The 22963-nt window shown below is 55.8% G+C and carries 17 protein-coding genes, 4 tRNA genes and 1 pseudogene; 10 read left to right on the forward strand and 12 right to left on the reverse strand.

The annotated features are described in order from the left end of the window. Positions 1–2: 2 nt before the first annotated feature. A complete protein-coding gene (locus AB4P94_RS27820; RefSeq protein ID WP_016970256.1) occupies positions 3–902 on the reverse strand; it encodes a LysR substrate-binding domain-containing protein in 900 nt (299 codons plus the stop codon). A 225-nt stretch (positions 903–1127) separates the two neighbouring features. Here AB4P94_RS27820 and AB4P94_RS27825 point away from each other — a divergent pair, with 225 nt between their 5' ends. Together AB4P94_RS27825 and AB4P94_RS27830 are read left to right on the forward strand one after the other, a co-directional pair. Next, positions 1128–1880 (forward strand): sulfite exporter TauE/SafE family protein, encoded by a 753-nt coding sequence (locus AB4P94_RS27825; RefSeq protein WP_016970255.1) that lies wholly within the window; start codon positions 1128–1130, stop codon positions 1878–1880. Positions 1881–2788: 908 nt separating this feature from the next. Beyond that, positions 2789–4000: pseudogene (locus AB4P94_RS27830) on the forward strand (dicarboxylate/amino acid:cation symporter). A gap of 2553 nt (positions 4001–6553) precedes the next feature. Here AB4P94_RS27830 and AB4P94_RS27835 read toward each other — a convergent pair. Next, entirely contained in the window at positions 6554–6742 is a 189-nt protein-coding gene (locus tag AB4P94_RS27835; RefSeq protein WP_016970252.1) for a hypothetical protein, read from the reverse strand. A 159-nt stretch (positions 6743–6901) separates the two neighbouring features. On the opposite strand from AB4P94_RS27835, the gene AB4P94_RS27840 reads away from it, so the two are divergent. Beyond that, positions 6902–7714 (forward strand): alpha/beta fold hydrolase, encoded by an 813-nt coding sequence (locus AB4P94_RS27840; protein ID WP_016970251.1) that lies wholly within the window; start codon positions 6902–6904, stop codon positions 7712–7714. On the opposite strand, the gene AB4P94_RS27845 is transcribed toward AB4P94_RS27840, so the two are convergent. Next, a complete protein-coding gene (locus AB4P94_RS27845) occupies positions 7703–8605 on the reverse strand; it encodes a LysR family transcriptional regulator (protein WP_016970250.1) in 903 nt (300 codons plus the stop codon). The genes AB4P94_RS27840 and AB4P94_RS27845 overlap by 12 nt on opposite strands. Positions 8606–8724: 119 nt before the next feature. On the opposite strand from AB4P94_RS27845, the gene AB4P94_RS27850 reads away from it, so the two are divergent. Beyond that, positions 8725–9786, forward strand: coding sequence for an alkene reductase (locus AB4P94_RS27850; protein ID WP_395608341.1), 1062 nt, complete (start codon positions 8725–8727; stop codon positions 9784–9786). A gap of 187 nt (positions 9787–9973) precedes the next feature. On the opposite strand, the gene AB4P94_RS27855 is transcribed toward AB4P94_RS27850, so the two are convergent. The 6 genes from AB4P94_RS27855 to AB4P94_RS27880 form a co-directional block, all read right to left on the reverse strand. Then, the gene (locus AB4P94_RS27855) at positions 9974–10330 is read right to left on the reverse strand and encodes a hypothetical protein (RefSeq protein ID WP_196775080.1); all 357 of its coding nucleotides are present in this window, start codon (positions 10328–10330) and stop codon (positions 9974–9976) included. A 430-nt stretch (positions 10331–10760) separates the two neighbouring features. Beyond that, on the reverse strand, positions 10761–11084 hold the full coding sequence (locus tag AB4P94_RS27860; protein ID WP_335739932.1) for a hypothetical protein: 324 nt from the start codon (positions 11082–11084) through the stop codon (positions 10761–10763). A gap of 210 nt (positions 11085–11294) precedes the next feature. Next, the gene (locus AB4P94_RS27865) at positions 11295–11471 is read right to left on the reverse strand and encodes a hypothetical protein (RefSeq protein WP_016970246.1); all 177 of its coding nucleotides are present in this window, start codon (positions 11469–11471) and stop codon (positions 11295–11297) included. Between the two features lie 612 nt (positions 11472–12083). Further along, positions 12084–13397: an integrase arm-type DNA-binding domain-containing protein gene (locus tag AB4P94_RS27870; RefSeq protein ID WP_016970244.1), complete on the reverse strand. Its 1314-nt coding sequence runs from the start codon at positions 13395–13397 to the stop codon at positions 12084–12086. A gap of 233 nt (positions 13398–13630) precedes the next feature. After that, a tRNA-Asp gene (locus AB4P94_RS27875) sits at positions 13631–13707 on the reverse strand. 19 nt (positions 13708–13726) lie between these two features. Then, positions 13727–13802, reverse strand: a tRNA-Val gene (locus AB4P94_RS27880). Between the two features lie 201 nt (positions 13803–14003). Between AB4P94_RS27880 and AB4P94_RS27885 the strand changes: the two genes are divergently transcribed. From AB4P94_RS27885 to AB4P94_RS27895, 3 genes are all read left to right on the forward strand, one after another. Then, a complete protein-coding gene (locus AB4P94_RS27885) occupies positions 14004–14522 on the forward strand; it encodes a sigma-70 family RNA polymerase sigma factor (protein WP_395608342.1) in 519 nt (172 codons plus the stop codon). 7 nt (positions 14523–14529) lie between these two features. Then, entirely contained in the window at positions 14530–15504 is a 975-nt protein-coding gene (locus AB4P94_RS27890) for a FecR family protein (protein WP_395608343.1), read from the forward strand. Positions 15505–15583: 79 nt separating this feature from the next. Beyond that, complete coding sequence (locus AB4P94_RS27895; RefSeq protein WP_395608344.1) at positions 15584–18016, forward strand: TonB-dependent siderophore receptor; 2433 nt, start codon at positions 15584–15586, stop codon at positions 18014–18016. A gap of 151 nt (positions 18017–18167) precedes the next feature. On the opposite strand, the gene AB4P94_RS27900 is transcribed toward AB4P94_RS27895, so the two are convergent. Together AB4P94_RS27900 and AB4P94_RS27905 are read right to left on the reverse strand one after the other, a co-directional pair. Beyond that, a tRNA-Asp gene (locus AB4P94_RS27900) sits at positions 18168–18244 on the reverse strand. Between the two features lie 19 nt (positions 18245–18263). Beyond that, positions 18264–18339: transfer RNA gene (locus AB4P94_RS27905), tRNA-Val, on the reverse strand. A 159-nt stretch (positions 18340–18498) separates the two neighbouring features. Between AB4P94_RS27905 and rdgC the strand changes: the two genes are divergently transcribed. The 3 genes from rdgC to sugE all read left to right on the forward strand — a co-directional run bounded on the left by rdgC (position 18499) and on the right by sugE (position 20964). Next, a complete protein-coding gene (gene rdgC, locus AB4P94_RS27910; RefSeq protein WP_003172886.1) occupies positions 18499–19419 on the forward strand; it encodes a recombination-associated protein RdgC in 921 nt (306 codons plus the stop codon). Positions 19420–19572: 153 nt separating this feature from the next. After that, a complete protein-coding gene (locus AB4P94_RS27915) occupies positions 19573–20538 on the forward strand; it encodes a bile acid:sodium symporter family protein (protein WP_395608345.1) in 966 nt (321 codons plus the stop codon). A gap of 111 nt (positions 20539–20649) precedes the next feature. Continuing rightward, positions 20650–20964, forward strand: a complete 315-nt coding sequence (gene sugE, locus AB4P94_RS27920) for a quaternary ammonium compound efflux SMR transporter SugE (protein WP_017136389.1) — start codon at positions 20650–20652, stop codon at positions 20962–20964. 96 nt (positions 20965–21060) lie between these two features. Here sugE and AB4P94_RS27925 read toward each other — a convergent pair whose 3' ends face one another. After that, positions 21061–22929 carry an MFS transporter gene (locus AB4P94_RS27925; protein ID WP_395608346.1) on the reverse strand — a complete coding sequence of 623 codons (1869 nt, stop codon included), beginning with the start codon at positions 22927–22929 and terminating at the stop codon, positions 21061–21063. Positions 22930–22963 lie beyond the last annotated feature (34 nt).

Below are 22963 nucleotides of genomic sequence, written 5' to 3' on the forward strand. Positions count from 1 at the left end.
TTTTAAGGTGCAGAGGTACAGTCCTTAGGCTCCATGAGATGTCGTGCGAGTAAGCCCGCATGCGGCGTGAGCGTTGAAAAATCACGCGCACAAAGATGGAGTTCCCTAAGCGCCCAACTGTCTTGCAGCGGCACCATCGTCAACGCAAAGCCTTCCAAATCCCCTACAGAAGCCCTTGAAAAAATAGCGATACCAATACCAGACGCGACCATCATTGCCATGTGCTCGATTCGTCTGAGTTGAATACGGTAGTGAATTTGCAGTCCTAACCGAGTTGCACGTTCCTCTAAGTACGCTTCCAACGCCGCATCGGACAAGCCGACAAAAGGCTCACCCACAACCTCTGCAAAAGCAAGCGAAGGTCGTTTGCAGAGATGATGCTTTTTGCTCACTGCAACAACTAGCTGGTCTTGTTTAATCATTCGTGTCTGCAATGATGCCAAACCCGCCGTGTAGGTTACGACGCCTAGATCGGCACGCCCCTCCAGAATGGCCCGGACAATTTCTGTGCTTGGCCGCTCATAGAGATCAACAGACAAGTCTGGATGAGCCACTAAAAAACTGCTGAGTCGACGCGGCAGGAAAGCAGCCAGTCCAGCAGTGTTCGACAAGAGCCTAATACGCCCTTTCAGACCAGCGCCGTAGCTACGCAGCTCTCCACGCATCTGGTCAACTTGAGCAAGGATCAGACGAGCATGGCGGACCAAGGCATCACCGGCCGCAGTTGTTGTTACCCCGCGACTGTTTCGCTCCAAAAGCAGTGCACCCAATAAAGACTCCATTCCGGAAATGCGTTGGCTTACGGAAGCAATCGCTAAATTCATGGCTTCGGCGCCCTTTGTGAGGCTCCCTTGTTCAGCCACGGCCAGGAACAACCGCAGATCCGTCAAATCAAAGCGCATTTTTCTTCCTTCGGTTTTACCGAACGTTAAAATCGGAAATTCCCAATTGTGGCATAAAAGCGGCGAGAATAGACTGGATTACGAAATAGCCCTTCGTTTCGGTCAGAAAAATAATTCTTCATGCTTTTTTGCGTGATTTTTTAAATATTTGTAACCTTAAACACATGCTAGTTTGCCATCAATTTATTTAAACATACACACAACAGAATCCAATTGGGTGTCAAAATGTTCGATTACCTTTCGCCACATGTACTGATTGTCGTAGCAACATTCTTCTTTGCCGGCATCGTTAAAGGCGCGTCCGGAATGGGCCTGCCAACTGTTGCCATGGGGGTCCTTAGTGCCATTATGCCGCCGGTCAGCGCAGCTTCGCTTTTGGTAATTCCCTCATTCGTCACCAATTTTTGGCAGCTATTCACAGGGCCCGATTTTTTAGTCCTGGTGAAGAGACTTTGGTTGATGATGCTCGGAATCGTGGTTGGCACGCTCGCGGGCTCGTGGCTTCTAACACATGCCAATACGAGTTATACAAGCATAGGGTTGGGCTCCGCCCTGATTTTCTATGCAATACACGGTCTGTGGGCCAAACCATTATCGGTCCCTGCGCGCATTGAGCGCCCCCTATCGCCTGTAGTCGGATTGCTCACCGGAGTAATAAACGGAGGCACTGGGATTTTCACACTTCCCGCAGTTCCTTATCTCCAAGCCCTTGGTTTTTCCAAAGATGAACTAATCCAGGCATTAGGACTATCGTTCACTGTATCTACAGTTGCACTCACAGCGGGCTTAGTTCACGGCGGAATATTCCAACTTGACAACATCTTGCTGTCTACTCTCGCAGTTATTCCCGCATTGATTGGCATGTCCGTTGGAACAACTGTACGGAAGCGTATAAATCAAGCGACTTTCCGGCGATGGTTTCTGATCTTCATCGCAATCCTTGGTTTGGAACTCGTGCTTCATCCTTTCTTACTTTGAAGGGGAAGACGTTTCGATAGCAACGCAACCATGCAGGAAGTAATTTTATTAAGCGGGAGCAGCGATGTTCTCCCCGCAGAAAGGCGTTATAACAATTAACTTTTCGTGAGTTATCATTCCCTATTCAAGTATCTCATTACCAAACATTCCGCTCAGCACCCCAGACCCTATAAAACACACACCATCTGGTTTACGTACTTCCACTTTCGCGCCCCCAAGAGCAATCGATTCACAGGAATTACTTCTGAAGCTATGCTACCCATTACACAGTTATAATGTCACACAAAAAACTAAATTACATTACCTCCAAAACTTATAAGCCTATTTTGCCAAAACACTTAAAAGCCCATAACTTAATAAGGCCCTTGCTGTGCGTGCGGGATGACGCCCTCCCCTAGGATGATACAACTTTTACTCAACTGAGGCAAACTCTTCATGCAAATCATAGATGCGACACCGCTAGTTTCACACCTAAAATCTATTGACGCTTCTTATGAGAACTTGATCAAGCGAATTAGAGCTGCCGATAATAAGGCCGCACAATTGTCGAGTGCCCAGCATAGCGAACTTATGGATGCGATTGTCAAAGCTCGCGAAGACTATATAGCAAAACTGGTTGCGCTATCATATTTAGTCAGAATCCAGCTGAAAAACCGGTAACTATCATACGCCTTTCTCCAAGAGTGCGATTACACCATCCAATTCAGTGCGCCATATAATTACTGATGACGACATTTCAAGTAATAATATGGACAGTAGCTTTAGATGAGTTAAGATTTGTGAGCGCACTTCCACAAGAGGTAGCACGCCGCATAAAAAGCCCATCACCCACTAACAGCCACCGATAATAAAATCCCACCCTTGATATTTTCCACAAGCCACAAATTTCAAATACATGATATAGCGCGATGAACAAAAATAAACTTCCACGCCGCATTGCATATGGGATAATTTCGGGAGTAGTTGTGGGATGCGCATGTCATTTTTTGGCTAATAGCCCAGACCCAGCTAAAGAAATCGCCTCTTATTTCTCCCTCATTACTGATATCATTCTTGCGGATGATCAAGATGATCATCGGCCCGTTTGTATTTGCAACTTTGGTTGGCGGAATGGCCAGCATGGGCACTTCACGCTCAGTGGAACGAGTGGGCGCGCGCGATGGTGTGGCTCATTATCGCCTCTTTTTCTTCAATTCTGACAAGCATAATTCAGGCCAACTTTTTCAAGCCAGGGGCCGAACTCAATCTGTCTGCTATTTCTGAGGCTGGCAGTGCTACATCCGTTGCAGGGAGCGACCTGAGCATCAAGGTTTTTATCAGTCATGTGTTCCCTCGCAACTTTGCCGGGTCACTAGCTAACAACGAAATTTCTCAGATCGTAGTGTTTTCAATTTTCTTTGGTTTCGCCACCGTGGCCCTCAAACGTGCGAGCCATTCGGAGGTGGCAGATTGCATTGACGAACTGGCCAAAATCATGCCAAAACTCACTGAGCTATACCATGAGTTTCGCGCTATTTTGGGGTGTTTGCGACGATCGCATCAGCATTGTCGACTGAAGGCGCCTCGCTGTTATGGGCTACGGAAAACTTATCGCGCAGTTCTAATTGGGAATTTCCGCACTGTGCCTTTCTCACTTTTGTCGCGGGCTATTTCTTCCTCGGCAATTCAATCTTCAAACTAGCAAATCTCATTCGCAGCCAATGCTGCAGGCGTTCTCCACTGCGAGCAGCGAATCGGCCTATCCAAAGACTATGGAGACACTTGAAAAGTTCGGAAACCCAAAGCGGGTTTCCAGCTTTGTGTTGTCCGTGGGTTACTCATTCAACCCTGACGGCTCGATGATGTACCAGGCGTTTGCAATACTCTTTATCGCCCAAGCTTATAACATTGAACTGAGTATAATGCAGCAGTTCCTGATCCTGTTGACCTTGATGGTAACGAGCGAAGGGATAGCCGATATCGCGCGTGCGGCATTCGTTGTCGCGACCTCTAGTCTAGCTATGTTCCACACCCCCGAGGCAGACCTATTGCTCATCCTTGGTGTGGAGCAATTCTTGGACATCGGGCGGACAGCTACCAGTGTTGTAGGTAACAGTGTCGCTACTGCTGTCACTGCCTAGTTTGAGCCAGAAAAACGGCAAGACTCACCGCCAGAAACCATACAGCCACGCCAATAAAAACAATCTAAAGATACACTTACCAGATACAAGACAAATTCAAACACCCGAATTAATCTTCCAAAAAATAGAGACAAAATCAAATAAATCAAATAAATCAAATAAATCAACATGCAAGTCAGAAAATACACCGACAACAAAATTAAATCATAGGTAAATTCCCACACAACCTAAAGCGCACTACAACGAGCTCGCAATGAATATAACAAAACAACAAAACTAGCCCTACTAATTCTCCTGATAACAGTAACGGGTAACTGCTCGTCTAAGACAAACAACAGCACCACTCCACCACCAACCACTTTAGATCTAGCCGACTCTCACTTTCACATTTCAAACTATTCTTTTCAGAGTACAACTTTACGGAACCTGGCAAGCAAATACATGACGACCCGCATTGCTCGCTCCGTCGTCATGCCACTCCCATTGCTACAAAAATTGGACAGCTTCGAAAGTTACTAAGCCGACTCCAAAGGAGCTGCATTTGGAACTAACCATTATACCAGACCAAAATACAGACTCTATTATTATTCATTGGCCGACGCCATGTACGCTAAAGAACATCTTGAATTACGTGAAAATTATCAAGAGCGACTAAACCTCATAATCACCCGATTTAACCCGATGGGCCGTCATGCTAACCAACACTTAAAGATAGCAATATCTTACATACCCAGGTTCACTTTTTGGAGTTAGTGAATTTACAATCCACACAGAATTAGTCTCAATATAATCGCTGAAGACCCAGTCTAACTCACTGCAAAGGAGCACACTCCAAGTGGCATTCACCGCGCTGATGGGACAATGTCTTTATCGGCCGAATCGCTTTCTGATCTACTTTAGGAGGCAGGCAAGATACGTCTTGTTGCGACTCTTCATAATGTCATATATAACTCTGATGGAACCCACACCGGCGAGATAAAAACACTTCATCTTGAACGAAATTATGAAGCAGAGTTAACATCACTTTTTCGAACGCACCTGACACGGTTACGATTTTTGCTCACACAGGCTTGGGACGGTTTGTAAAACCAACCAAAGCCCCCTTGAAAACTGTTAGTCGGGTATTAGAGAGCTGTAATAACTGGGTGGTAATCATTTCATGGTACCGTGCAGGAAACAACTATTCACCCTAGTCCAACAATGCCTTCTACTGATGAGTGGGTCGTATTTTAAGAAAAACATCAGGACCGAGCGCCTTGTGGATCTGACACTGTTATTTTTGGACGAAACAAATTTGATGGCATTGCTGAGCCCGATATCGCAGTCATACCCGATAAGTTGATGAAAGCCACGGACTATGGGAGCGTTTCTCATATTCCCGAGTCGGTATTTTCAAAGCTATCACCCCAGGCCTCCTCGAAGACAAGGTTTGATAATTATGTTCGCATTTTTAACATGCTCGTCCAAAGGTGCGTAATTGGGAGCACCTCCACAAAAAGGATGAAGTATCCCAGCGATTCAGCAGGCTCGGAGCTTGGCCGGCTTCTCAGGCTGCCTGGCGGCAGTAGGCTTCTGAGCGACAGGCCGTATCGATAGCCTTCCATTTGGAGTCGGGACTGTGTTTCATACTTTGGACACGAACACTCCTTCGGCTCGATCTGAGCTTACTCGAAGTGTTGTTGTTAACGGGGTGGACCCCCTACTTGATGGGAACGCCATCCATTACCTACTGTTGGGCGAACTTACCGCGTTTTCCTGACCTTGAATCATCTGAGAAACAGACACTTCTATGGAAAGAGAACTGAACGAAGCTCAACGCCTCAGCGAGATGAGGGCTGAAGCTAAGCACCCTGCCGCAGGCAGTTCACCCCAAGGGCCTGCAGCGAGTAATTTCTGTAGGGACTGTGAAAAGGACCGAGGTCAACGGTTCGTATTACCCTGCCTTCTCTAGTGGCGCGACGCCGACACGCGAGTTTCTTAGACATTGCACCGTGCACCTGAAGGATTGCGATTCGATCAACGGTTACACCGTCAGTCCATAAAATGGAGATCCGTCACAACCAGACACTTCGACTATATGTAACAGCATGCGCTACGAACCGCTCAAGATGCCGGCGAGAGTGTAATAGTAGATCGCGAACGACCAGGTCTACCTCCAAGAGTAGAGCCGGTTGTATAAGGCCTAAATATGCACTGCCGGCCTTTTTTTTGGGCGCAGAGCTCTAGTTTTGGTCCCATTGAGCAAAACTCTGCTCCCTGCCCAGCTCCACCATCCGAGAGCGCTCTGTTCCGTTACTATAGTCTGCAGAAAACCCTAGAGAATACCGCAAATCCTCGGTTTCAAGGCGCCCCTCACAGTAAGCGAGGCTGGCCACCACTCGACGACAACGGATGGTATTCACCGAGCGAGACCTTTGGAGCCATTCACCGCAACGCACGGGCACATTCTATTTCGTGATCGCCTGGCCACTCCAGGTTTGCCTTACGGCTCGCGGGAGTTTGGTATGCGGACTCTACGGCTATTTTCTGACATTAACCCAGGCGCGCTGAGTCTCAGCCTGCCTCTGACTTTCCGCAAGCCTCACGCAACAGCGCCATGGCATCCGGCGCCATGGGCGCGGTCATCAACGATCTGTAGGTCCAGCACGCATCGCTCTGCTGGCGCGCAGGACGCAGCTCCGAGGGGCTGTCGGAGCAACCCGCGAGCTTGGCCAACAGGGCCGGTGCGATCCATGGCCTCATGCCATTGCTCAAATGTCTGGTGTCGGACGGATGATAAGTCATGTTTCAGGGATGCACTGGTGTCCATGATCCGGAACAGCGCGTCCCGATTTCGGTGCTATTCTTCTCTCGTCGCCCCAGCGAGAATATCCGCTCCTTCCCTGCTCGGATTCAACTCTCATGCCTATGCTGCTGACCTCGGACACCGTTTCCCTGCACTACAATGACTGGGGCCACGGCCGCCCCGTGGTGCTGATCCATGGCTGGCCGATGTCGTCTGCCAGTTGGGATCACCATGCCACCCGCCTGGCCGAGTCCGGTTACCGCGTAATCAGTTATGACCGCCGCGGTTTCGGACGCTCCGACCAGCCTTGGAGCGGCTATGACTACAACACACTCAGCGACGACCTCGCGCAACTGATTGAGCACTTGGACCTGCAAGATGTCACGCTGGTGGGGTATTCGATGGGGGCCGGCGAAGTGGCACGTTACCTGACCCGTCACGGCGACCGCCGCATCGCAGCGATCGTGCTGCTGGCTGGGGTGACACCGCAACTGGCCAGTTCCCCAGGCAACCCCGACGGCATGCCGCCGGCAGCCTTCGACGGTTTGATGCAGGCGTTGCGTCAGGATCGACAGCGCTTCTTTGGGGACTATGCGCAGGCCTCGTTCTCGGAGCCGGGGCTGCGCAACTGGTATCTGGCCCAGACTTACCAGTCCTCTGAGCACGCTATCGCAGCCTGCGCCCAAGCCTGGTACGCCACCGATTTTCGCCAGGACTTGGCTGGAATCAAGGTGCCGACCTTGATCCTGCATGGCGCCCGCGATGAGAGCGCCCCACCTGCGACTACCGGCCGGCTGGCAGCGCAGATGATCGGGCATTCGCAGTACCTCGAATATCCCGAAGCCGGCCATTACCTAATGATCGAGCAAAAGGGCGCCGTGCTCCGCGATCTGCTGGCGTTTCTTGCGGGCGACAGGTCAATCGACTGAGAATCCGTGACTGAGCGTCTGATCGGGGAAGGCTTCGCACAGGTAATCGGTGAACGCCGAGACTTTGCGACTAACCAGCCGACGCGAGGCATGCAGGGCCCATAGCTCGATCGGCCTGTCGGGCATGCGCCCCCAGATCGACAGCTTCGCCAATTGCTCATCGCGCAGCAACAAGGATCGAGGGATCAACGCGGCCCCCGCGCCGGCGAGCACCGCATCCCGGATCATGATCAACGATGACAGGCGCAGGCGCACATTAGGCATCACCGCGCCTAGTGCGTCACCGTCCTGGTAGTACCAGGGCCCGTTATCGAACCGGTTGGCCAACGCCACGACCGGTACCTCGGCAATCTCGCCGCTGCTATATGCGGTGGGTCGAGGCAAAGCTGCCGGCGCCACGAGCAGCATGTCATCGCGGGCAAAACAGCGCCCCACCAGCAGTGCGTCCGCCCTGGGATTGACGCGGATCACTACGTCGTAACCTTCCTCGACCAGATCGACATTGCGGTCTTCGGCGGTGATATCCAAGCGTACTTGCGGATAGCGTTGGGCAAAACCTACAGCCAGGCGCCCAAGCAAGGTATGGGAGAACAGTACCGGGGCACTGACCCGCAGGTGACCGCGTGGACCGCTCTGCCCTGCCGACACAAGTTCACCCGCCTCGACGATATCGTCGAGCAAGCCTTGGGTGCGGTCGTGCAGCACCTGTCCCTCCTCAGTCAGGCGCAAAGACCGTGCCCCGCGCTCCAGAAGCCGAACGCCCAAGCTTAGCTCGAGGTCCATGACACGCCGCGAAAGCGTGGCCTTGGGACGTCCACTGAGGCGGCTGGCCTTGCCGAAACCGCCATGGGCTGCAACGAGGTTGAAGTCCGCCAAGGCTGAAAGGTCCATCACTGATCCATTTATGAGACATTAAGTCCAAATATTAAACCCTACTCACAGAATACGGAACAGAATAATCTGTGTCTCACGCGTACGCTTCACCTCAACTCATCCGCAGGAGATACCTTATGACCTCGCTCTGGGACCCTATCCAGCTCGGCAACCTCAACCTGACACATCGCCTGGCCATGTCACCCTTGACCCGCAGCCGTGCGCTGCCCGGCGGCACTCCAGGCCCGTTGGCCGCGGAATACTACGGCCAGCGCGCCTCACTGGGGCTGTTGATCAGCGAAGGAACACAACCCAGTGCCGATGGCCAGGGCTTTCTCGACTCCCCGGGGCTGCACAGCGATGCTCACGTGGCTGGCTGGCGTCAGGTCAGCGATGCGGTGCATGACGGCGGTGGCCATCTGTTCATCCAACTGATGCATGCCGGCCGCATGTCAAATCCATCCAACACCGCCCACGGCCGTCAGGCTCTGGCGCCATCGGCGATCGCTCCAGACGCGCAGATCTTTACACCCCAGGGCATGCAGCAAGTGCCAGCGCCGCGCGCCATGAGTGAGCAGGACATTCGTACTACTGTGAGCGATTTCCGTCAGGCTGCAGCCCGTGCCATCGAAGCGGGTGCTGACGGCGTGGAGATACACGGCGCCAATGGTTACCTGATCCAGCAGTTCCTGGCTGTCAATGCCAACCAGCGGGACGACGCCTACGGCGGCTCGATCCTGCGACGCCTGCGCTTCGCGCTCGAAGTGATTGATGCCGTGGTGGCCGAGATCGGCGCCGAGCGTACGGGAATTCGTCTATCGCCGGGTTCAGCACTGGGTGGTATCGCAGAAGGGCCGGAGCACGCCGAGCTATATCGTACGCTGGTTGCCGAGTTGGCACAACGCAACCTGGCGTACCTGCACCTAGCCCACAACGGGGATGACGTCCTACTCAAGACGCTGCGCCAGGCATGGCCAGGCGTACTGCTGGTCAATCGGGTGAACCGCGCCCGCGAACACCTGGCAGCCGACATCGAGGCCGGGCTTGCCGATATGGCACCTGTCGGGCGCTGGGCGCTGGCGAACCCAGATCTGGTACAGCGTCTGCGTGATGAGCTACCGCTGAACGAAGCCGACCCGCAAACCTTCTACGGGGGCGGCGCGAAAGGGTATACGGATTATCCGTTACTGGAGACCTAATCAGACGGCTCGAGGATCATGGGAAGTCCGTATTTCTCTGCTCGGTATACGGACTTGCATGGATAGTCATAGCTTCTCCACCAACACCGTATCGACCATTACCGTGAAAAGATGGATGATCAACTCCCTGGCATAGTCCTTACTGAAAGAGGTGTAACATTAATAGAATAGCCGATCAGTTTGTGGACTAGGACCTGGCGCTGGCGATCCGGGGATCGTTGCTAGTGAGATCAGATTGCCAGTCGGACCGTCGAAGTAGATTGGGAAATTGCTCGACGGCTTTGACGACCACGGCCTCGCTCGAACGACAGGAGAGGAAGTGGAACAGCATCCAATTGCGGTGCAATTCGTAGAGCGTTGTCTGGATGACCAGCATATCTCGAATGAGCGGGGAGCCCTCGAAAGTGTAACTGCTCAGGATGGTGTCGATAGTCGCGCCTCGTATGAGCGCCGCCATCATATGGGGCTTCTGGCGCAGAACCTCCGTTAGGGCATCGGAGATCGTCGGATGGGCGAACGTCCATTTTGATCCGGGAAGCTTCAAGAACAAGCCCTTCAGCTCAGCGAAACAATCCTGAATCTTAGTGAGAGTGTATCCAGTCAGCTCAGCGACCGCCTGTGCGGCCGAAGGATCATGATCGCTAGGATCTAATCAGGCCTGATGGACATACACGAGGATGAGCGCGGCCTGCAGGATCATCTAAGGCGTTGACGGTAACAATAAGCGCTCTGTCGGCTCCCTCATAAAGCGCACGAGTGAGCTTTCGCTGGGCGCTAGGCCCTAGGTGAAGCTTGGGCCGCCAAGACGTGCGGCGACCCAAGGGGGGGGAAATCGCGAACCGTAGCGACAGCGGTTAGATTCTCGAACGCCAGCTCTGGCTTTGCTCACCAAAATTTACATGATTATAGAGAATCTGCGTCTTCTCTTCGAACGTCGACTCGCCGTCATCCACCACGGCGCTAAGGCCTGCGAATTAGGCAAGGTTGCGCTGCCCGAGCTGGCGCCGCGCCGCTTCATAGATATGTTTTCGGAAAGTTAGAAGAAATCGATTGCCATGCTTGATCGCGGCCCGCAACTTGGAGAAGGCAGACGTCCAGTCCTGCACATATTCGTCGCGCAGCACACTGGGGCCGAAGGCATCGTCGATCCAGAAGAAGCGCTCTGGATCATTAGGATTCCAACCGGCCTCAAAGTCGCGCGGTCCGGTTAGAGCAAGTACGGTATTGTCTGGATTTTCCGACGCCATGGTCGACACGATGGCGCCAATCGCGGATCTACCGGGATTACCGAGTAGCAGTACAACTCCGTGCTCAGAGCTCGCGTCAACCGCATCCCGATGAGCCTAGGTAGGAACATAGGTGCGAAGCTTTGGAATTCAGCTGTCAAGCAACGCCCGGCTCTGTTCGCTGAGCCGCTCATCTACGATCGAGGTGAGGTCGCCTAGGCCGTAGACCTGCGGAAAGAGGGCCCGGAGGCGCGAGCTGCTCCTGATAATACGTACGACATACTAGCGACCGAGAATGTGCGGCTTACGCACACCAATCGCGCGGAATTTAGCACGCATTGCGGCTGCCACGGGCGCATCTACACTCATGTTCGTCATGAAGGCGTAGGCCTCGGCTTGACCGGCTTTGACCAGCTCCTCGACATGGGCAATTTCGGTAGCGATATCACTGAGCTTCAATGCCTTTGTTGCATCGGACGCTGACCGCCGTCTTGATCTTCGCGGAAGATTTCCACGGGCCGGCCAAGCACGACTTCGCATACCCGGGAGCATAGATGCTGAAATGCGCACCAGCCGATGGTGTGAAGTGCTAGGTCGCTCCAAGGACCGTTTGCTCTACGTTCGGGCAGTACAGGAGACCTGATTAACAGAGTCTCTCCCGTCATGATGTGGCAACAACACGAGAAATGCCAAGCGGCGCAAGAGAGATTCGCCCGCCTGCGGGGACGCAATCGGCATCCAAACTAAAACGATATTTACAGAAGCAACGCAATGCCACCTCTCTAGCTGACGGCAGACTATTAGGAGGATCCATGAAAAGCCTAACGCCGCACGCTAGTAGTCGAGTGATTGTCTCAGGCGCCAAGCAACCCCACGGAGAAATACCTCCCCTTTGATTCGTATGCGATTTCGTCGCACCAGTTGATCGCATTGGTAGCACTCACCGGTGCTCCACACTTTGGCTTTCTCGAAGCCCCTCTTCCCCGATCGGCGACCAGCCGCAGTATGTGAATCATTGGTCTTATCAAATCTATCCTCCCTGACCTTGATCGCATAGCCTGAATCGGACTGCTAATCAGCAGCTACGCGCTTCAAGCTCATACAATCAGTTGAATGTCGTCCGATTTCCGACATGTAAGCTTCAGGTTCAGGGAGCGGAACGCCTACCTCCAGCGCATCTAATAAGTCCGCCCAGTATTGCATCATCCTACGTCTCGGCTCGACGTATTCTGCATGATTGTAAGCAGCCCGAATTTGGTTGGCATCAGCGTGGGAAAGCTGCGCCTCAATCCACTCTTCTACAAAGCCAACCTCGTTGAGCGCCGTCGAGATGGTGGCTCTGATGCCATGACCGGTGAGCCTTCCTTTGAAACCCATCCGACCAATCGCGGTGTTAAGGGTATTTTCACTAATCATTTCCTGCGGCTCGTATCGGTGAACCAGGAGATACCGTGCGCCGCGCATCCTTAATTGCATCAGCCGCCGCACGATTGTAATTGCTTGAATAGACAGCGGAATCACATAAGGCGGAATCTCATTTCCCTGAGTTCGCACACGACTTCGGAGCTGCTTCACCCCCTCCGGCGGCACTAGCCAGATCCCCCTATCGAAGTCGAATTGGTCTGGCGTCGACGCCCGCAGCTCTCCTGTACGCACGCCCGTCAGAAGCAATAGACGAATACCAAGCCGTGTCTTTTCCGCACACTCACAGTGGGTGACGGCTCTGAGCAATCCTGGAAGTTCATTAACTTGGAGGAAGGGATTATGGCGGATCGGCCTCGGCGTCTCGGCAACGATATCAAGGTCTGCTGCTGGGTTCACATTAATAAGCCCTTCCGCCATAGCAAAACGAAAGATATGGTTGAGCCAGGTCCGCACCTTTCGAGCAGACACCAGCGCTCCTCTGCGCTCAATTCGTCGAATGAGCTCCAGCACGTCGCCACGAGAAATATCCGCGATCGGAAGATCGCCCAAACACGGCAACATGTCCTTCTTTAGGTATTTGCTGGCTTGCTCCGCACTGCCCTTCTTGCTTTTCGTCAGCTTTTTACTTCGGAACTCATGCCAACGATCAGCAACCGCTTCAAACGTGTTGTTGGCGGCACGGGAGGCTCTCTGCCTCTCGGCACGACGATGCGATCGGGGATCGATATTGTTGGCCACCAGCACACGTGCAGCCTCTCTCCGCTGACGAGCCTCCTTTAGACTCACGTCGGGATAGATGCCGAGGGAAATACGCAATTGTTTGTCATGCCAATAGAAACGGAAATGCCAACGCTTCGAACCCGTCGGGGGCACTTGCAGAGATAAGCCATCCCCATCAGTTAACGTATAAGGCTTGCTGGCGGGCTTGGCTTGCTTGATCGCTGTATCTGTCAGAGCCATCAGACACCTCCTTTTGCATCAAGGAGGGGAATACAACCCAGTGGTAGACGAACCAATACGAAAATTGATGCGCAAGGAATCGTAAAAGGCTGTGCCAGCGGTGTACTTAAATGTGTACTTAAAAACCGTGGCTGGAGATGGATCCCAATGGAATTCAGAAAACGAAAAAAGCGACTCAAAGCCGCTATTTCCGGCACTTCCAAGCGCTCAGTGAGCCTTAGTGGAAGCAAATGTGGCGCAGCGGACGGGACTCGAACCCGCGACCCCCGGCGTGACAGGCCGGTATTCTAACCGACTGAACTACCGCTGCGCGTAACACATGAAGCGAATGGTGGGTGATGACGGGATCGAACCGCCGACATTCTGCTTGTAAGGCAGACGCTCTCCCAGCTGAGCTAATCACCCTTCGTTTCGGTGTGGGCGGCATCATACACCAAAAATCTGCAATGTCTTGATTTAAATGCACTTTATTTGAAATATTTTGCATGAGGCCGCCAATACCCCCGAAAACACGGATTTATGCCGGCCAAACGCGAATCTATTGCGTTCACCAGGCGCTTGCCCGCACAATTAAAAACCATTCTCAATAACGCCTGAGCCACGCCTATGTCTGTGGGTGAACCGCCATTTCAACGGGAAATAACCCTGCTCTACAGCGAGCATCATGGCTGGCTGCTGGCGTGGCTGCGGCGCAAGCTGGGTTGTCGCCAGAACGCGGCCGACCTGGCGCAAGACACCTTCGCGCGCCTTCTCAATGCGCGCGAATCCGTGGCGGCCATTCGCGAACCACGGGCGTATTTGAGTACGACGGCCCGGCGCCTGATTATCGACCAGGCCCGACGCAGGCAAATAGAGCAGGCCTACCTGAATGAACTGGCACTGACGATGGATGCCCTTGAGGGCTTCCAGTCTCCCGAGCAGATCCACGCCACCCTCGAAGCGCTTGAGCACATCGCGTTTATCCTCGAAGGCATGCCTGTGTATTCGCGCCAGGCGTTTGTGCTGTATTACCTCGAAGACATGACCCAACAGCAAATCGCCCGGCAGCTCAAACTGTCGGAACGTACGGTGCGCAAATACCTGATCCAGGCTTTGATGCATTGCGGCCACAGCATGGATACTTGACCCGGCCATGCCCGAACAGATCGAAGAACAAGCCGCCGAATGGATGCTGCGCTTGAGCGAAGGTGAATTGAGCGAAGCCCAGCGCCAGGCATTCGAGCGCTGGAAACAGCAAGGCCCGCAATACGCCTCAGCCGCCGCGCGCATGGAAGCGGTCATCTCACGGATGCAAGCGCTGCGTGGGCATAAAGCCCCGGCGCGAGCCGCATTGGGCGCGGCATTCGCTCATCAGCACGCGCGACGCCGCAAAAACACTGTGCGCGCCCTGCTGCTCGCCGCCAGCCTCGCGATTCCGGCGGCAGCGGTGGTTGTCAGCCCGTATCCGCAACGGTGGATGGCGGATGTGCGCAATGGCCCCGGCCAATGGCAAACCCTGCACTTGGCTGACGGCTCCACCCTGAGCCTGAATGGCATCAGCGCAGCGAACCTGCATTTCGACGGCGAACAAAGGCGCATCGAATTGCTGCAAGGCGAGATCTTGGTCGACGTGGCCCACGATCCCGCACGGCCGTTTATCGTGCAGACTGCTCAAGGCACCTTGCGGGCATTGGGCACGCGATTTGTCGTCAAGCGCGAGGGCGATGTCACGGTGCTGAGCATGCTGCAGTCACGCGTCGCCGCGCACAGCACCCGTGGCCGGCAGACACTGGAGGTCGATGCCGGCGCCCGGGCCTTGATGAGTGCTGACAACGTGCAACTGGCGGGCACCGTCGATCCGTCGAGCATCAACGATGCCTGGCGGCGCCATCAGTTGGTGGTGGAAAACCGGCCCCTGCCCGAAATCCTGGATGAAATCGGGCGACATCGTTCCGGCCGCCTGCAGTTCGATCGTGCCGCACTGCAAGGCCTGCGCGTGTCAGCGGTGATTCCTCTGGACGACAGCGACCACGCCTTGCAATTGCTCGCTCAAACCTTGCCGATCACGCTGCGCAGCTTCACGCCGTGGCTGATGGTTGTGAGCCCGGCAGGCATCGCCAATAAATAATTATTCGCATTGGCTTCCGGTTTTTTTGAGGCTGCCCGTCAAGAGTGGTAATTCGACACCTAAAGGATTGCCTTCAACCATGCACACCCCTTCCTACTCCCGCGGTCGCTTTAGCCTGCTGAAAGGCGCGCCATTGTCCCTGGCCATCTTCACCGCCACGGCGTTGAGCAGCCTTGTGGCCCAAGCGGACACGACCACTACCGCCGCCCAGGTTTATGACATTCCAGCCGGACCGTTGGGCGCCTCGCTTAACCGGTTTGCCCAACAGGCGGGCGTGGCCATTGTGTTCCAGGCCCAGGCACTGCAAGGCCTCAATGGCCCCGATCTGAAGGGTCACTACGCGATACAGGACGGCTTTGACCGCTTGCTGCAAGGCAGTGGTTATCGCGCGGTGAAAGGCGATCAGGTCTACGCCTTGCAACCCGCCCCGGTTGCCGGCGACGGCCCCATGGAGTTGAACCCCACCGAGGTCACCGCCAACCAGTTGGGCAACGTCACCGAAGGCACCGGCTCCTACACGCCAGGCACTATTGCGACGTCCACTCGACTTATTCTGACCCCAAAGCAAACACCCCAATCGGTCACCGTTGTGACCCGCCAACACATGGATGACTTTGGCCTGAACAATGTCGACGATGTGATGCGCCATACACCCGGCATCACCGTGTCGGCCTTCGACACCGAGCGCAGCAACTATTACGCCCGGGGTTTCTCCATCAATAACTTTCAGTACGACGGCATTCCTTCCACCGCGCGCAACGTCGCCTACTCGGCAGGCAACACGCTGAGCGACATGGCGATCTACGACCGTGTGGAGGTGCTCAAGGGCGCCACCGGCCTGCTGACCGGCGCCGGTTCGCTAGGCGCGACAATCAACCTGGTGCGCAAAAAACCTACCGCAGATTTCCAGGGCCATGCCAGCCTGGGTGCCGGCTCCTGGGACAATTACCGCAGCGAGCTCGACGTAAGCGGCCCAATGACCGAAAACGGCAATGTGCGTGGCCGGGCGGTCGCCGCCTACCAGGACAAGCAATCGTTCATGGACCACTACTCGCGCAAGAGCCCGACCTACTACGGCATCCTCGAATTCGACCTGTCGCCCGACACCCTGCTGACCGTCGGCGGCGACTACCAGGACAGCCTGCCCAAAGGCTCCTCCTGGTCCGGCAGCTTCCCGCTGATCAATGCCAACGGCGATCGCAACAGCGTAAAACGCTCGTTCAACAACGCCGCCACCTGGAGCAGTTGGGAGCAATACACCCGCACCGTGTTCGCCATGCTCGAACACGACCTGGGCAATGGCTGGGTGACCAAGCTGCAACTGGACCACAAGATCAACGGTTACCACGCGCTGATGGGCTCGATTCAGGGCGACGAGCCGCGCGCCGACGGCACAGCGAATATCACGTCGGGCAAATACACCGGCGACACGGTCAGCGACTCGGCGGACCTGTATGCCAGCGGGCCCTTCAGCCTCGGTGGTCGCGAGCATGAACTGGTACTGGGCGGCTCGATCAGCGCGTCCGAATGGAAAGGCAAAGGTTACTGGAACCTCGCGCCCAACATGGTCGACTTCAACAACTGGCACGGCCACGCCACGATGCCGGACTGGGGCCAGGCGCAATCGCGGATCGACGACACCGTGCGCCAGACGGGCGTGTACATGACCACCCGCCTGAACCTGGCCGATGACCTCAAGCTGCTGCTCGGCGGGCGCGTGGTCAATTATCAGGTCACCGGCTACAACCCCAATTACCGCGAGTCCGGGCGGTTCGTGCCTTACGTCGGTGCGATCTACGACCTCAACGAGACCTACTCGGTCTATGCCAGCTACACCGACATCTTCATGCCGCAGGAAAGCTACAACCGCGACCGCAACAACAAACTGCTTGAGCCCGACGAAGGCCAGAACTACGAGCTGGGCCTGAAAGCCGACTTCTTCGACGGCCGCCTGAACGCCAGCGCCGCGTATTTTGAAATCCACGAAACCAACCGCTCGCTGTCCGACGACGACTACAACAACCAGAAGCCGACCCCGAGCAACTATGCGTTCAAGGGTACCAAGGCGGTGACCAAGGGCTACGAGCTGGAAGTCTCCGGCGAGCTGGCGCCCGGGTGGCAGTTGCAGGCCGGCTACACCCACAAGATCGTGCGCGACGACAAAGACGAGAAGATTTCCACGTTCGAACCTGAAGACCAGGTCAGCCTGTACACCACCTACAAACTCAAGGGCGACCTGGACAAGCTGACGGTTGGCGGCGGCGTGCGCTGGCAGAGTGTGGGCTGGCAGGACATCTACAACACACCGCACAAAGGTTATGAAGAGTTTTCCCAGGACGCGTACTGGCTGGTAGACCTGATGACCCGCTACCAGATCACCAAGAACGTGTCGGCAACGCTGAACATCAACAATATCTTCGACAAGTCCTACTACACCAATATCGGCTTCTATAACTCCGCCGCTTATGGCGAACCGCGCAACGTCATGGTGAGCACGCGCTGGGATTTCTGACCCGCCAATAAAAAACGCCGCCGATCATCGGAAATGATCGGCGGCGTTTTTGATATCGACGGGCTTTTGCGAACCCCGGACAGCAAAAAGCCCGCTCAATGAGCGGGCTTTCCGTGGTGACCTGGCGTTCAGTGTTCCAGGTTACCGAATATGGCGCAGCGGACGGGACTCGAACCCGCGACCCCCGGCGTGACAGGCCGGTATTCTAACCGACTGAACTACCGCTGCGCGTAACACATGAAGCGAATGGTGGGTGATGACGGGATCGAACCGCCGACATTCTGCTTGTAAGGCAGACGCTCTCCCAGCTGAGCTAATCACCCTTCGTTTCGGTGTGGCGCGCATTCTACGGAGCGACCTTAAGTCTGGCAAGCACTTTCTTAAATCTTTTTTTTGAGGCCTTCCAATGGCTTAGGCAGGGTTGGCCTCAGCCCGGATCAAGAGAATAATGCCCCCCTTTGTATAAAGGAGAGACTCACCCCATGTGGTTCAAGAACCTGCTTATCTATCGCCTGACCCAAGATCTGCCTGTTGATGCCGAGGCGTTGGAAGCGGCCATGGCCACCAAGCTGGCGCGCCCTTGTGCAAGCCAGGAGTTGACCACTTACGGTTTCGTCGCCCCTTTTGGTAAAGGTGAGGACGCTCCCCTGGTTCACGTCAGCGGTGACTTCCTGCTGATCGCCGCGCGCAAGGAAGAACGCATCCTGCCGGGTAGCGTGGTGCGTGACGCACTGAAAGAGAAAGTCGAAGAAATCGAGGCCGAGCAGATGCGCAAGGTCTATAAGAAGGAACGCGACCAGATCAAGGATGAAATCATCCAGGCCTTCCTGCCGCGCGCCTTTATCCGTCGTTCGTCGACCTTCGCCGCCATCGCGCCGAAACAGGGCCTGATCCTGGTCAACTCGGCCAGCCCGAAACGCGCCGAAGACTTGCTGTCCACCCTGCGTGAAGTGATCGGCACCCTGCCGGTTCGCCCACTCACCGTAAAAACCGCACCAACCGCAATCATGACCGACTGGGTCACCACCCAGAAACCGGCCGACGACTTCTTCGTCCTTGACGAGTGCGAGCTGCGCGACACCCACGAAGACGGCGGCATCGTGCGCTGCAAGCGCCAGGACCTGACCGGCGAAGAAATCCAGCTGCACCTGACCACCGGCAAAGTCGTGACCCAATTGTCGCTGGCCTGGCAGGACAAGCTGTCGTTCATGCTCGACGACAAGATGACCGTCAAGCGCCTGAAATTCGAAGACCTGCTGCAGGATCAGGCCGAACAGGACGGTGGTGATGAAGCGCTGGGCCAACTGGATGCCAGCTTTACCTTGATGATGCTGACGTTCGGCGAATTCCTGCCGGCGCTGGTTGAAGCACTCGGCGGCGAAGAAACCCCGCAAGGCATCTAAGCCCTGTGAAGATCAAACTGTGGGAGCGGGCTTGCTCGCGAATGCGGTGGATCAGTCAATGTATCTGGTGACTGACACTCCGCATTCGCGAGCAAGCCCGCTCCCACATTTGATTGCATTCCACTTCCACAAACTAATAGCAAGGACATCCCCATGCGCGCACTCGCCGCCCTGAGCCGCTTCGTCGGCAATACCTTCGCCTACTGGGTATTGATTTTTGCGGTGCTCGCCTTCCTTGAGCCCGGCTGGTTCATCGGCTTGAAAGGCGCCATCGTGCCGCTGCTCGGCCTGGTGATGTTCGGCATGGGGCTGACCCTCAAACTTGAAGACTTCGCCGAAGTCGCTCGCCATCCGTGGCGCGTGGCACTGGGCGTGGTCGCGCATTTCGTGATCATGCCGGGCGTGGCCTGGTTGTTGTGCCAGGCCTTCCACCTGCCGCCGGAAATTGCCGTCGGCGTGATCCTGGTCGGTTGCTGCCCGAGCGGCACTTCGTCCAACGTGATGACCTGGCTGGCCCGGGGCGACCTGGCGTTGTCGGTGGCCATCGCTGCCGTCACCACCCTCCTCGCCCCGCTGCTGACGCCCGCGCTGATCTGGCTGCTGGCCTCGGCCTGGCTGCCGGTATCGTTCATGGAATTGTTCTGGTCGATCCTGCAGGTGGTACTGCTGCCGATCGTGCTCGGCGTTATCGCCCAGCGCGTGTTGGGCGAGCGCGTTCGCCATGCGGTGGAGGTGCTGCCGCTGGTGTCGGTGGTGAGCATCGTGATCATCGTCGCCGCAGTGGTGGCGGCGAGCCAGGCGAAGATTGCCGAGTCGGGCCTGTTGATCATGGCCGTGGTGATGCTGCACAACAGTTTCGGTTACTTGCTGGGCTACTTCACCGGCCGGCTGTTCAAATTGCCGCTGGCGCAACGCAAGTCGCTGGCGCTGGAAGTGGGCATGCAGAACTCCGGGCTGGGCGCCGCATTGGCCAGCGCGCACTTCTCGCCTCTGGCGGCAGTGCCGAGTGCGCTGTTCAGCGTCTGGCACAATATTTCCGGGGCTTTGCTGTCGACCTACTTCCGCCGCATGAGCGAAAAGGAAGACCGCCGCATCTTGGAAAACACGCCGCAAACTTGATCGTCCGATCAATATTCGGCACTCTACCGGGCTTCGCGGGGACGACCCCGCGACGCTCTCAAGCGCCTAATCCGGGGACGACCCCACGTCTATTTTATAGAGAGGGTCAGCATGTCCTGGATCATTCTGTTTTTTGCCGGGTTGTTTGAAGTCGGCTGGGCCGTCGGCCTGAAGTACACCGACGGTTTCAGCAAGCCACTGCCCACCGCCCTGACGATTGCCGCCATGGCCATCAGCCTCGGCCTGCTCGGGCTGGCCATGAAGGAACTGCCGCTGGGCACCGCCTATGCAATCTGGACCGGTGTGGGCGCCGTGGGCACGGTGATTGCGGGGATTATTCTGTTTGGGGAGTCCATGGCGTTGTTCCGGTTGGCGAGTGTGGCGTTGATCATTTGCGGGCTGGTTGGCCTCAAGATCAGCGCTTAGGCCACTACCGCTATCGCAGGCAAGCCAGCTCCCACATTGAACTGTGAACACGGTCCAATGTGGGAGCTGGCTTGCCTGCGATGAGGCCCTCAGGCCTTACCTTTTACTCCCGCGCAACACACCTACCACCTCCTGCAACCGCGCCGGCGTCGGCCCCTCGACCGGCTCACCCGCCACCAGCACCACCCGCGACCAGATCCGATGAAAAACCCCTTTGTTCGGATCGCGGCTGAAGAAACTCCCCCACAACCCCTGCAACGCCAGCGGAATCACCGGCACCGGCGTTTCCTCCAGAATGCGCGTCACGCCACCGCGAAACTCATTCATCTCACCATCAGCCGTCAGCTTGCCCTCGGGGAAGATGCACACCAACTCGCCGTCCTTCAGGTACTGCGCAATCCGCGTGAAGGCCTTTTCGTAAATCTGGATATCCTCGTTGCGCCCGGCAATCGGAATCGCCCCCGCTGTACGGAAGATGAAATTGAGCACCGGCAAACGGTAGATCTTGTAGTACATGACAAAGCGAATCGGCCTGCGTACCGCGCCACCGATCAACAGCGCGTCGACAAAGGAAACGTGGTTGCACACCAGCAACGCCGCGCCTTCATCCGGAATTGCTTCCAGGTTGCGATGCTCCACCCGGTACATGGAATGGCTGAGCAGCCAGATCATGAAACGCATGGTGAATTCGGGGACGATCCTGAAGATATAGGTGTTGACCGCGATGTTGAGCAGCGACACCACCAGGAACAATTCGGGGATCGACAGCTTGGCCACGCTTAACAGCAGGATCGACACGATGGCCGAGACCACCATGAACAACGCGTTGAGAATATTGTTGGCCGCGATCACCCGCGCCCGCTCGTTCTCGGCGGTGCGCGACTGGATCAGTGCGTACAGCGGCACGATATAGAAGCCGCCGAACACGCCCAGGCCAAGAATGTCGAACAGTACCCACCAGGCTTTGCCGTAGCTGAGCACGGCCAGCCAGTCGTTGGCCTGCACGTTCTGCGGGAAGCCGCCGGAATGCCACCACAGCAGCAGGCCAAACACGGTCAGGCCAAAGGAGCCAAACGGCACCAGGCCGATTTCCACCTTACGCCCGGACAGCTTTTCGCAGAGCATCGAGCCCAGTGCAATGCCCACCGAGAACACCGTGAGAATCAGCGTCACCACGGTTTCGTCGCCGTACAACCATTCCTTGGCGTAGGCCGGAATCTGCGTCAGGTAAATCGCCCCGACAAACCAGAACCACGAGTTACCGACGATGGAGCGCGAAACGGCCGGCGTCTGCCCCAGGCCCAGGCGCAAGGTGGCCCAGGATTCACTGAAGATATTCCAGTTCAGGCGCAACCCCGGCGTGGACGCCGCCGCCCGCGGAATGCTGCGGCTGGCCAGATAACCCAGCACCGCCACACCAACAATCGCACCCGCCACAACCGGTGCGTAATGGGTGGATGACATCATGATCCCGGCGCCGATGGTGCCCGCCAGAATCGCCAGGAACGTGCCCATTTCCACCAGGCCGTTGCCGCCCACCAACTCGTCCTCATGCAGGGCTTGCGGCATAATCGAGTACTTCACTGGCCCGAATAGCGCGGAGTGCGTGCCCATGGCAAACAGTGCCAGCAGCATCAGCTCCAGGTGGTTGGTGAGGAACCCCGTGGCCCCCACGGCCATGATCACGATCTCGCCGATCTTGATCGCGCGGATCAGCGCATCCTTGTTGAATTTCTCGCCAAACTGCCCGGCCAGCGCCGAGAACAGGAAGAACGGCAGGATAAACAACAGCGCACAGAGGTTGACCCAAATAGAGCGGTCACCGTCGATGGTGAGTTTGTAGAGAATCGCCAGGATCAGCGATTGCTTGAAGATGTTGTCGTTGAAGGCGCCCAGCAACTGGGTAATGAAAAACGGCAGGAAACGCCGTGTGCGCAGCAAGGTGAATTGTGAGGGGTGGCTCATCGTCCGTGTTCCTGCGTGGCCTGAAGGCTTTTGT

Source organism: Pseudomonas sp. B22129, from assembly GCF_044218875.1.
Lineage (GTDB): Bacteria > Pseudomonadota > Gammaproteobacteria > Pseudomonadales > Pseudomonadaceae > Aquipseudomonas.

What these genes read in the sequence shown, in the direction of transcription:
- AB4P94_RS27925 (WP_395608346.1), bottom strand. Translation starts at nt 22,929, where the DNA reads ATGAGCCACCCCTCACAATTCACCTTGCTGCGCACACGGCGTTTCCTG.
- AB4P94_RS27850 (WP_395608341.1), top strand. Translation starts at nt 8,725, where the DNA reads ATGACCTCGCTCTGGGACCCTATCCAGCTCGGCAACCTCAACCTGACA.
- AB4P94_RS27915 (WP_395608345.1), top strand. Translation starts at nt 19,573, where the DNA reads ATGCGCGCACTCGCCGCCCTGAGCCGCTTCGTCGGCAATACCTTCGCC.
- AB4P94_RS27825 (WP_016970255.1), top strand. Translation starts at nt 1,128, where the DNA reads ATGTTCGATTACCTTTCGCCACATGTACTGATTGTCGTAGCAACATTC.
- AB4P94_RS27890 (WP_395608343.1), top strand. Translation starts at nt 14,530, where the DNA reads ATGCCCGAACAGATCGAAGAACAAGCCGCCGAATGGATGCTGCGCTTG.
- AB4P94_RS27845 (WP_016970250.1), bottom strand. Translation starts at nt 8,605, where the DNA reads ATGGACCTTTCAGCCTTGGCGGACTTCAACCTCGTTGCAGCCCATGGC.
- AB4P94_RS27885 (WP_395608342.1), top strand. Translation starts at nt 14,004, where the DNA reads ATGTCTGTGGGTGAACCGCCATTTCAACGGGAAATAACCCTGCTCTAC.
- AB4P94_RS27835 (WP_016970252.1), bottom strand. Translation starts at nt 6,742, where the DNA reads ATGAGGCCATGGATCGCACCGGCCCTGTTGGCCAAGCTCGCGGGTTGC.
- sugE (WP_017136389.1), top strand. Translation starts at nt 20,650, where the DNA reads ATGTCCTGGATCATTCTGTTTTTTGCCGGGTTGTTTGAAGTCGGCTGG.
- AB4P94_RS27820 (WP_016970256.1), bottom strand. Translation starts at nt 902, where the DNA reads ATGCGCTTTGATTTGACGGATCTGCGGTTGTTCCTGGCCGTGGCTGAA.
- AB4P94_RS27840 (WP_016970251.1), top strand. Translation starts at nt 6,902, where the DNA reads ATGCCTATGCTGCTGACCTCGGACACCGTTTCCCTGCACTACAATGAC.
- AB4P94_RS27895 (WP_395608344.1), top strand. Translation starts at nt 15,584, where the DNA reads ATGCACACCCCTTCCTACTCCCGCGGTCGCTTTAGCCTGCTGAAAGGC.
- AB4P94_RS27870 (WP_016970244.1), bottom strand. Translation starts at nt 13,397, where the DNA reads ATGGCTCTGACAGATACAGCGATCAAGCAAGCCAAGCCCGCCAGCAAG.
- rdgC (WP_003172886.1), top strand. Translation starts at nt 18,499, where the DNA reads ATGTGGTTCAAGAACCTGCTTATCTATCGCCTGACCCAAGATCTGCCT.